We start from the raw sequence: 10,515 nt of genomic DNA on the forward strand, positions 1-10,515 counted from the left end.
TTCAAATTCTTTAATTGCTAAAAATAAAACACAAATTATTGATATTTATATTATTTTTACATAAAAATAATATATATTTAGCTAAGTTGTATTGATAAAAATTTAATATTTTCAATATATTAATATCTTTCATCGAAATATTAATAAGTTTTAAACACGAAAGATTTTATAAAAAACCATTAAAATTCAAATAATTAAAAATATTTATTGGAATTTTTCTTATTTTTATAACTCATAGAAGTAATCCTAAGAAATAGGATTACTTCTATATAGCAGATTATTTACCAGCTTATATTGACGCGTCTATTTGGCGCTAAACATTCGATAAGTTGCGAACTATTTTTCCCTGAACACTGCTTGTATAGATCAGTCTGGCTATTCGCCTGTATCTGTATACGTGTAGGATCAATACCTTGTTGAACCAATAACTTGGCAACTGTATTAGCACGCTGTGAAGACAATTCTTGATTATAGCTAAATTTACCCAATGGATCGGTAAAACCTGAAACAATAACTGGTGTTGTTGTCTGGCTTTTTTTGATCTTTTCAGCAATTTCCTCAACACTATGAATACTTTGTTCAATAGCGTTAACATCAAATCGATCGAAGAGGAATAACACACTTGCTGTTCGCTCAAAAATTAAATTACTATGCTCTGGTGACTGATTATTCCCACCCCAAGCAACCAAACCTTCGCACACCTCCCCCTTCCAAGATAAATGTTCAGCCAAATATTTTTCATTAAAATCAATGCGTAATTGACAACGTTGATATTGATTAGTGTTAGGAATACGGATATCCAATACATAATTCCATACTTTTACTGCAAAAACCCCTTCACTAAATTGTGGATTTCCTAGTAAAGCTCGAATTTGATCTTTATCCAATCCTTTATCCAAACGAGCAACGTCATCATACTCATAACGTTTTATTTGTTTAAGATAACTCTTTTCAATTGCTGGAAATTTTACTCCATCTCGTTGAATTGCTACTTCAGTATCCGTAAATCCAGTAATACTTAAACTTACCAAGATGCCCATTACCAAAATTTGAATATTTTGTTTCATTTTCATACTCACAATATTATTTTAAAGGAGAGATAAACTCTCCTTAGTTAGGCACTCAATCAATTACTGTACTTACGCCAACACGTACTAATGGGCTACCCTGACTGCCAAGCGCTGCACCTGTTGTAAGTGACCAGCGACCGTTGTCGGCTGTTTTACGTAAGGTCACACCTACAGCATTTTGCTGATTATAGTAAGCAGCGCCAACAGCCATAGTGACTTTCCCTGCAATAAATGGCGCATTTTCAAGTGCAGCATTTGCAGCAATACCCGCAGACATTTTTTCTTCCAAGTTGTCGATACGCTGATTTGTTGCATAGAACGCTTGCTCAAGCTTGTTGTTCACATTATCAATTTTGTTGTTTAATGTTTGGTCAGCTTGATTTAATGCGCCTATCGCATCACCCACATTGTTGTAAGACTGATCACCTACGTTATATGTCGGATTTGAGAAGCTTTCGGTAATATTGTTATAACCAGCTCCACCACCTAGTGCACTTACAAGCGCTTGGTTCGTCCTATTAAGCTGAGAACCATTGACTGCATCTGTTGAAGTCGATGTAACTGTACCCGCTTTAACGCCTGTTACTGTACGGTCACCGGCTTTACCAGCAACATTCACTTGGGTACCACCAGTGTCTTTACCAACAGTAATCGCAGCATCTTTATCAGTTTGTTGGACTAGACCAGTTTTACCATTGTTAATATCATTTTTAAGGTTCGAGATATCACCCGTATTTTTGTCGACCTGTTGTTGAACATTCCACAACTGACCTCCATTCACTGCATCTTTAGAACCTGCTGCTACGGTACCATTCGCTACATTCTTAAGTGCAGTACCATTTGCCCCACCAGCGAATGTCACTGAATCTTTATTTACAGTGCCATCTGCATTTTTGTCATACTGAACTGCACTATTAGCCAAAGCACCAACATTGTTATTAATGTTCGTGATTGCACTATCAAGTTGGCCTTTGTTCACTGCATCTGTCGTGTTAACACCAGCAGCTACATTGGTAATAACCTTATTACCTGCATTGATTCCAGAAGTAGTGATACTAGGACCACCAGCAATGATTAGACCTGTTGATCCTAACTGAACGTTATTGCCAACTTTTACACCAGTCGTATCAATAATTGTATTACCAGCCGTGACGCTATCAACCTTCAAGTTTTTGTTCAGCGCGACCTTGATATTACCTTCATTATCAGTTTCGCTGCTTTGAGCAACAGTTAAGTTATCATCACCTGTAAAGTTGACTTTGCCATTTGGTTTAATCTTTTTAGCAGTCGCTGCATCACCATTGGCTGAAACAGTCCAGCCTGCATTCGCTGCTGTACCTGCATCAGTGACTGCTTTATCCAATGCCGTTAAAGCATCGCCAACATTGTTTGCACTCGTACCTGCAACATTGTAAGTAGGATTAGTAATCGAACCATCTGGATTAGCTTTAGCACCTCCACCAAAAATATTGGCTGTAGAATCACCATTCTTAGTCACGCGACTATCGAGGGTATGTAACTGACTACCATTCACTGCATCTGTTGACGTAGATGAAATTGTACCTGCTGTAACGTTAGTCACTTTCTGGTTAGCTGCATTAATACCAGACTTGGTCACGCTTGGACCACCAGCAATGGTGAGACCATTGGTGTCTAGCTTGCTGTCGCCTGCCGTTACGCTGTCAATATTAAGATCACGGTTTAAACCATACTGGATCTTGTTACCAGTCTTGGTTACTTTCAGGTTCGTTTCACCTGCAACTGTACCAATGTCAACTGTATCACCTGCTTTCACTGCACCTGCATTGGCACCATTACTTTGTAAGGTCCAGCCTTTATCCAGTGCTGTGATCGCGTCACCAACGTTGTTCACGTTGTTGCCATTCACGCTATAGACTGGCGAACTGACTGCGCCTGTAACCGGATTATAAACTGCTCCACCACCCAGATTGCTTGCAGTACTTGTACCTAAAGCATCTGTCTTGGTATTCGCGGCTGTAGTTACTGCACCAAGTTGACTTACATTAACAGCATCAGTTGCATTAGTACCAGCTGCTACATTGGTAATCTTCTGATTACCTGCATCAATACCCGCAGCCGTTACACTTGGGCCACCAGTAATGGTTAATCCACTGTTATCAACCTTGGTGTTACCTACCGTTAAGCTACCCGCGTTGGTTAATGCAATGTTGTCATTGACACTGTATTTATAGGTATTGGTTGCAGGATCATACACTGCTGTAGTGTTAGTGCCATCTGCAAAGTTAACCGTTTCACCCAACTTCACATTCTTAGCCGTACCACCATTGACACTAAAGTTCAGGCCTTTGTCTGCCGTCGCCTGTGCTGCCGCTGCATTGGTCACTGCTGTATTTGCAGTGTTCTGAGCAGTCGTTACATTCTGGTTGGTTGCATTTAACTGGCTACCATTCACTGCATCTGTTGATGTAGATGAAATAGTGCCTGCTGCAACGTTAGTCACGTTCTGGTTAGCCGCATTAATGCCAGATTTGGTTACACTTGGGCCACCTGCAATGGTTAAACCATTAGTGTCTAGCTTGCTGTCGCCTGCCGTTACGCTGTCAATATTAAGATCACGGTTTAAACCATACTGGATCTTGTTACCAGTCTTGGTTACTTTCAGGTTCGTTTCACCTGCAACTGTACCAATGTCAACTGTGTCGCCAGCTTTCACTGCACCTGCATTGGCACCATTACTTTGTAAAGTCCAGCCTTTATCTAGTGCTATGATCGCGTCACCAACATTGTTCACGTTGTTGCCATTCACGCTATAGACTGGTGAACTAACTGCGCCTGTAACTGGATTATAGACTGCACCGCCACCTAAATTACTTGCGGTACTGGTACCTAAAGCATCTGTCTTGGTGTTTGCTGCTGTAGTTACTGCACCCAATTGGCTTATATTAACAGCATCAGTCGGATTGGTACCTGCTGCAACATTAGTAATCTTCTGGTTGCCCGCATTAATACCTGCTGTGGTTACACTTGGGCCACCAGTAATGGTTAAACCACTGTTATCAACCTTAGTGTTACCTACCGTTAAACTACCCGCATTGGTTAATGCAATGTTGTCATTGACACTGTATTTATAGGTATTGGTTGCAGGATCATACACTGCTGTGGTGTTGGTACCATCTGCAAAGTTAACCGTTTCACCTAACTTCACATTCTTAGCCGTACCACCATTAACACTAAAGTTCAGACCTTTATCTGCTGTTGCTTGTGCTGCTGCTGCATTCGTCATTGCCGTGTTTGCAGTATTTTGCGCAGTCGTTACATTCTGGTTGGTTGCATTTAACTGACTTACATTGACCGCATCAGTCGCATTGGCTCCTGCTGTAACATTGGTAATCTTCTGGTTGCCTGCATTAATACCTGCAGTTGTTACACTTGGGCCACCAGTAATGGTTAATCCACTGTTATCAACCTTGGTGTTACCGACCGTTAAGCTACCCACATTGGTTAATGCAATGTTGTCATTCACATTGTATTTATAAGTATTGGTTGCTGGGTCATACACTGCTGTGATGTTGGTACCATCTGCAAAGTTAACCGTTTCACCTAACTTCACGTTATCTGCTGTGCCACCATTAACACTAAAGTTCAGGCCCTTGTCTGCTGTGGCTTGGGCTGCTGCTGCATTGCTGACTGCTGTGTTTGCAGTATTTTGCGCAGTAGTTACATTCTGGTTGGTCACATTTAACTGACTACCATTCACTGCATCTGTTGATGTCGCAGAAATAGTACCTGCAGCGACATTAGTAATCTTCTGGTTCGCTGCATTAATACCAGACTTGGTCACGCTTGGACCACCAACAATATTTAGACCATTGGTGTCTAGCTTGCTGTCGCCTGCCGTTACGCTGTCAATATTAAGATCACGGTTCAGTGCATACTGGATCTTGTTACCAGTCTTGGTTACTTTGAGGTTGCTTTCGCCTACAACCGTACCAATGTCAACTGTATCACCAGCTTTCACTGCACCTACATTGACACCATTACTTTGTAAGGTCCAGCCTTTGTCCAATGCAGTGATCGCGTCACCAACATTATTTAAATTACTGCCATTCACTGTATAGATTGGTGAACTGACTGCACCTGTAACCGGATTATAAACTGCTCCGCCACCCAGATTGCTTGCCGTACTTATACCTAAAGCATCTGTCTTGGTATTCGCAGCTGTAGTTATTGCCCCAAGTTGACTTACATTGACAGCATCAGTTGCATTAGTGCCTGCTGCAACATTGGTAATCTTCTGGTTGCCTGCATTAATACCTGCAGTGGTTACACTTGGACCGCCAGTAATGGTTAAACCACTGTTATCAACCTTGGTGTTACCTACCGTTAAGCTACCCGCATTGGTTAATGCAATGTTGTCATTCACATTGTATTTATAGGTATTGGTTGCAGGGTCATATACTGCTGTGGTGTTGGTTCCATCTGCAAAGTTAACCGTTTCACCTAACTTCACGTTGTCTGCCGTACCACCATTAACACTAAAGTTCAGGCCCTTGTCTGCTGTAGCTTGGGCAGCAGCAGCATTGGTCACTGCTGTGTTTGCTGTGTTCTGAGCAGTGGTTACATTCTGGTTGGTGGTATTTAACTGACTACCATTTATTGCATCTGTTGATGTAGATGAAATAGTACCTGCTGCCACGTTGGTAATTTTCTGGTTGCCTGCATTAATGCCAGCAGTTGTTACACTTGGACCACCAGTAATGGTCAAACCACTGTTATCAACCTTGGTGTTACCGACCGTTAAACTACCCGCGTTGGTTAATGCAATATTGTCATTTACATTATATTTATAGGTATTGGTGGCAGGGTCATACACTGCAGTCGTGTTGGTACCATCTGCAAAGTTAACCGTTTCACCTAACTTCACATTGTCTGCTGTACCACCATTAACACTAAAGTTCAGGCCCTTGTCTGCTGTAGCTTGGGCTGCTGCTGCATTCATCACTGCCGTGTTTGCAGTGTTTTGGGCAGTCGTTACATTCTGGTTGGTTGCATCTAACTGGCTACCATTTACTGCATCTGTTGATGTAGATGAGATAGTGCCTGCCGCAACGTTAGTAATCTTCTGGTTGCCTGCATTAATACCTGCAGTGGTTACACTTGGACCACCGGTAATGGTTAAGCCATTGTTATCAACCTTGCTATTCCCAACTGTTAAGCTACCCGCATTGGTTAATGCAATGTTGTCATTTACATTGTATTTATAGGTATTGGTTGCTGGGTCATACACTGCCGTGGTGTTGGCACCATCTGCAAAGTTAACCGTTTCACCTAACTTCACGTTGTCAGTTGTACCACCATTGACACTAAAGTTCAGGCCTTTGTCTGCCGTCGCTTGCGCTGCTGCTGCATTGGTCAATGCGGTATTTGCTGTGTTTTGTGCAGTGGTTACATTCTGGTTGGTCGCATTTAATTGGCTTACATTAACAGCATCAGTTGCATTCGTTCCTGCTGCGACATTAGTAATCTTTTGGTTAGCAGCATTGATACCCGCAGTTGTTACACTTGGGCCACCAGTAATGGTTAATCCGTTGTTATCAACTTTAGTGTTGCCGACCGTTAAACTACCCGCATTGGTTAATGCAATGTTGTCATTGACACTGTATTTATAGGTATTGGTTGCTGGGTCATACACTGCTGTTGTGTTCGTCCCATCTGCAAAGTTAACCGTTTCACCCAGCTTCACGTTGTCAGTTGTACCACCATTGACACTAAAGTTCAGGCCTTTGTCTGCCGTCGCTTGGGCTGCTGCTGCATTGGTCAATGCGGTATTTGCTGTGTTTTGTGCAGTGGTTACATTCTGGTTGGTTGCATTTAACTGGCTAAAATTGACTGCATCAGTCGCATTAGTGCCTGCTTTAACATTGGTAATTTTCTGATTACCCGCATTAATCCCTGCTGTGGTTACACTTGGGCCACCAGTAATGGTTAATCCACTGTTATCAACTTTAGTATTTCCTACTGTTAAGCTACCTGCATTGGTTAATGCAATGTTGTCATTGACACTGTATTTATAGGTATTGGTTGCAGGGTCATAGGTTGCTGTGGTGTTGGTACCATTGGCAAAGTTAACTGTTTCACCCAGCTTCACATTATCAGCTGTACCACCATTGACACTAAAGTTCAGGCCTTTGTCTGCCGTCGCTTGGGCAGCAGTTGCATTGGTGACTGCTGTGTTTGCAGTATTTTGTGCTGCTGCTGCATTCGTTACCGCTGTATTTGCGGTGTTCTGAGCAGTCGTTACATTCTGGTTGGTTGCATTTAACTGACTACCATTCACTGCATCTGTTGATGTAGATGAAATGGTTCCTGCTGCGACATTAGTAATCTTCTGGTTAGCAGCATTGATACCTGCAGTCGTTACACTTGGACCGCCTGTAATGGTTAAGCCACTGTCATCAACCTTAGTGTTACCAACCGTTAAACTGCCCGCATTGGTTAATGCAATGTTGTCATTGACACTGTATTTATAGGTATTGGTTGCAGGGTCATAGGTTGCTGTTGTGTTCGTCCCATCTTCAAAGTTAACCGTTTCACCTAACTTCACGTTGTCAGTTGTACCACCATTCACACTAAAGTTCAGGCCTTTGTCTGCCGTCGCTTGCGCTGCTGCTGCATTGGTCAATGCAGTATTTGCTGTGTTTTGTGCAGTGGTTACATTCTGGTTGGTTGCATTTAACTGGCTAAAATTGACTGCATCAGTCGCATTAGTGCCTGCTTTAACATTGGTAATTTTCTGATTACCCGCATTAATCCCTGCTGTGGTTACACTTGGACCACCAGTAATGGTTAATCCACTGTTATCAATTTTAGTATTGCCAACTGTTAAGCTACCTGCATTGGTTAATGTAATGTTGTCATTGACACTGTATTTATAGGTATTGGTTGCAGGGTCATAGGTTGCTGTGGTATTGGTACCATCTGCAAAGTTAACCGTTTCACCCAACTTCACATTGTCAGCTGTACCACCATTCACACTAAAGTTCAGACCTTTGTCTGCTGTCGCTTGGGCTGTTGCGGCATTGGTGACTGCCGTGTTTGCCGTATTTTGTGCTGCAGCTGCATTCGTCACCGCTGTATTTGCGGTGTTCTGAGCAGTCGTTACATTCTGGTTCGTGGTATTTAACTGGCTACCATTCACTGCATCTGTAGAAGTAGAAGAAACTGTTCCTGCTGCGACATTGGTGATTTTATTTCCACCATTATCTAGCCCAGTATTTGTTAATTTTACTGGACCATTCGCTCCACCATTAACTGTAACTCCTGAACTATTCAGGGTCGTATTACCAGTTGTTACACTATTTAATGAAATATCATCGGCTAAATCAAAAGTAACATCAGTATTGCTATTTAATTCGTCCGCTACTTTAGCAACAGTATTTTTACCATTGATAAAGCTAACTTTATCAGTGGTACTATCGCCAATAGTTGCTTTATTTGTTGTTCCTTGACGTACCGTAAATGTATTCGCATTTACAGTATAAGTCGTTATACCGTTACTATCAGTTCCTTGGGCAACAGTTGTACCTGTTCCGGCTAAAACTTTAGAAGTTGCTTTCTTTAACTGTGCGACGTTGGCTGCATCTGTATCATTTGTTCCAGCCGCAACACTAGTAATCTGACGAGTTCGTGTCGTTCCATTTCCAACTGAAACAGCAGCATCTGTCGCCTTCCAGGTACTATTCGTACTTGTAGTGCTCGTTTCAGTTAAAGGGTCATATCCGAGTGAACCCGAAGCTCGATCAGCCACTGAATCACTACCTAGAGCAACAGAGTTAGCTTGTAAGGCTTGTGCTCTTGCACCAATTGCTACAGATGTTTGAGAGGAAGCCGCACTATTTGAACCAATAGAAACGCTTTGGTCTCCAGCTGTAGCAACCGAACCAACCGCTACAGCCAAATTTGAAGCGGTTGATTGCGTACCTACAACTACTGCATTTGTGCCAGTCGCCGCAGTGTTAGTACCTATTGATATCGAATTTGCCCCAGACGCACTGGCACCCTTTTTACTCGCTGATGCACCTGATTGAACATAGGGAGTGCCTTTTAAGTCACTTCCGGCACCAATAGCAATCGAATCACCTCCTGTAGCAGCAGAGTTAATACCTACAGCAACATCACCCGTATTTGCGGTATAAGCTAGTGAACCAATCGATAAACTACCTTGTCCACGTGCTTCTGCTTTTACGCCTACTGCAACTGAAGCGATTGACCCAGCTGTCGCTACAGGACCCAAAGCTGTACCCAAATCAGTAGCTGTAGCCTTAGGGCCTACCGCAACTGCAGCTTCACCTGTTTGTACTCTGGTATAACGATTTCCTACCCCAGATGCACCGCCATTTGTTTTTTCAAAGTCAACTAAGTAATCGCCTGTCAAATTTTTATATGCAGCCGCTGTAGCAGTATTATTATATAGAGCGTTATCTCCGGCAGTTGGTGTGTAGTTATAAGCGGGCGGGTTTGTACTAGCAACTTTATCCATATCGTCAGCACCGATCGCTACAGATGAATTACCTGTTGCTGTAGCCTGACCACCTATTGCAAGAGCCTGAGATCCACTTGCTCTAGATTCAGCACCAATAGCTATCGACTCATTATAAGTTCCTGTAGCATTTGCTGGATTTGCAGTAGAAGCCTGGCTTCCTATTGCAATATCTCTATCTGAATCTGTTACTGCACCACAACCTATTGCTAGTGCACGTTCTCCTCCTGCAGTAGCTCGGTCTCCAGTTCCCCCCACTCCTGTTCCAGTACATGCAGAAATTGCCGTGGCATTATTTCCAGTAGCAAAACCTCCTGACACTCCAACTTCACCAAAAGTAATAGACGGAACGAGTACAGTTAATATTCCCCAAGTAAGTGGTTTAATTTTAAAATTAATTGAAGTTGAAGACTGTAGAAAATCGGTGGCTTCAGTAGAAGGCATCAAAGCATTATTTGTTCTTTGACTACGAGTTTTTGAATGACCCTTTGCAATTTCTGAAACAGCAACCCAAATTCCTAATGAAGCGTTCCAAATTACTTTGTATATTTTATTCATATACTTACTCGCATTTTTACAAAAAATAGACAATGCTTACCTTAAGTTACATAAAGTTTCAAAAAACAAAAGGTGTGGCAAATTTCGCGAAATATATCAAAGAAAAAATGAGAGGTAAATCACAAAAAAAGCTTGTAATGCGATGAAAAACAAGAAAAAGAACAATATATAATCAAATAAATACAAAAAATATATTATGATTTTTTACTATAAATAAAACTTTGTAGGTAAAGTCAGACTTTTTTCGATTCAAAAGTTAATAAAAATAAAAGATTGAATTTGAATTTATAGTTAAAAACTATCGTTTTATTTTTATTAAAAAAGTTTAATTATTTTTGATAAATAATCATTTTTAAAGATTTATTG

At 41.6% G+C, this 10,515-nt stretch carries 2 protein-coding genes; both read right to left on the reverse strand.

What is annotated here, in order from left to right:
* Positions 1–281 precede the first annotated feature (281 nt).
* Positions 282–1,067, reverse strand: coding sequence for an OmpA family protein (locus tag ACH63V_RS17250; RefSeq protein WP_396464202.1), 786 nt, complete (start codon positions 1,065–1,067; stop codon positions 282–284).
* 55 nt (positions 1,068–1,122) lie between these two features.
* Positions 1,123–10,149: an ESPR-type extended signal peptide-containing protein gene (locus ACH63V_RS17255; RefSeq protein WP_396464203.1), complete on the reverse strand. Its 9,027-nt coding sequence runs from the start codon at positions 10,147–10,149 to the stop codon at positions 1,123–1,125.
* Positions 10,150–10,515 lie beyond the last annotated feature (366 nt).

The sequence above is a fragment of the Acinetobacter sp. ABJ-A23_2 genome, assembly GCF_044538765.1.
In the GTDB taxonomy this organism is placed as follows: Bacteria; Pseudomonadota; Gammaproteobacteria; order Pseudomonadales; family Moraxellaceae; genus Acinetobacter; species Acinetobacter nosocomialis_A.

Bases quoted from the DNA above. Each gene is read 5' to 3' on its own strand.
- ACH63V_RS17250 (WP_396464202.1), bottom strand. From the start codon at position 1,067: ATGAAACAAAATATTCAAATTTTGGTAATGGGCATCTTGGTAAGTTTA.
- ACH63V_RS17255 (WP_396464203.1), bottom strand. From the start codon at position 10,149: ATGAATAAAATATACAAAGTAATTTGGAACGCTTCATTAGGAATTTGG.